The organism is Bradyrhizobium pachyrhizi, assembly GCF_001189245.1.
Taxonomy (GTDB): domain Bacteria; phylum Pseudomonadota; class Alphaproteobacteria; order Rhizobiales; family Xanthobacteraceae; genus Bradyrhizobium; species Bradyrhizobium pachyrhizi.
The window spans coordinates 64,744-65,923 of record NZ_LFIQ01000091.1 but is presented as its reverse complement, the minus strand read 5'-3'; the positions used below and the strand labels follow the sequence as shown (position 1 = coordinate 65,923).

Here is a 1,180-nt window from a genome sequence, read left to right as displayed (position 1 = left end):
GCTGTCGCGGCGGACCAAGAACAATCCCGTCCTGATCGGTGAGCCCGGCGTCGGCAAGACCGCGATCGTCGAGGGCCTGGCGCTGCGCATCCTCAACGGCGACGTGCCGGAGAGCCTGAAGGACAAGAAGCTGCTGTCGCTCGACATGGGCGCCCTGATCGCCGGCGCGAAATATCGCGGCGAGTTCGAGGAGCGGCTGAAGTCGGTCCTGCAGGAGGTCTCGACCGCCGAGGGCGGCATCATCCTGTTCATCGACGAGATGCACACGCTGATCGGCGCCGGCAAGACCGACGGCGCGATGGACGCGTCCAACCTGTTGAAGCCTGCGCTCGCGCGCGGTGAGCTGCACTGTATCGGTGCGACCACGCTCGACGAGTACCGCAAGCATGTCGAGAAGGATGCGGCGCTGGCCCGCCGGTTCCAGCCGATCTATGTCAGCGAGCCGACGGTCGAGGACACTATCTCGATCCTGCGCGGCCTCAAGGACAAGTACGAGCAGCATCACGGCGTGCGCATCACCGACTCCGCGTTGGTGGCCGCGACCACGCTGTCGAACCGCTACATCACCGACCGCTTCCTGCCGGACAAGGCCATCGACCTGATGGACGAGGCGGCGGCGCGGCTGAAGATGCAGGTTGATTCGAAGCCGGAAGAGCTCGATTCGCTCGATCGCGACATCATCCGGCTGAAGATCGAGCAGGAGGCGCTGAAGAAGGAGAACGATGCCGGCTCCAAGAGCCGCTTGCAGACCCTGGAGAAGGAGCTCGCCGGGTTGGAGGAGCGATCGACGGCGCTGACGGCGCGCTGGAGCGCGGAGAAGAACAAGCTCTCCAATGCCCAGAAGCTGAAGAGCGAACTCGATGCGCTCCGCGTCGAGCTTGCCAATGCGCAGCGTCGCGGCGAATTCCAGAAAGCCGGCGAACTGGCCTATGGCCGGATTCCCGAGCTGCAAAAGAAGCTCGCCGATATCGAGGCGCAAGAAAATAGCAAGCCGAACGGCGGCGAGATGATGGAGGAGGCGGTCACCGCCAACCACATCGCGCAGGTCGTCTCGCGCTGGACCGGCGTGCCGGTCGACAAGATGCTGGAGGGCGAAAAGGACAAGCTCCTGAAAATGGAGGACAGCCTCGCCAAGCGCGTCGTCGGCCAGGCCGAAGCCGTGCGTGCGGTGGCAACCGCC

1 protein-coding gene is annotated in these 1,180 nt (G+C 64.7%); it reads left to right on the top strand.

Annotation, left to right across the window (positions count from 1 at the left end; translation table 11 throughout):
- Nucleotides 1-1,180 (top strand): AAA family ATPase (locus tag AKL29_RS45365; protein ID WP_244482300.1); only part of this gene is annotated, 1,180 nt, incomplete at both ends.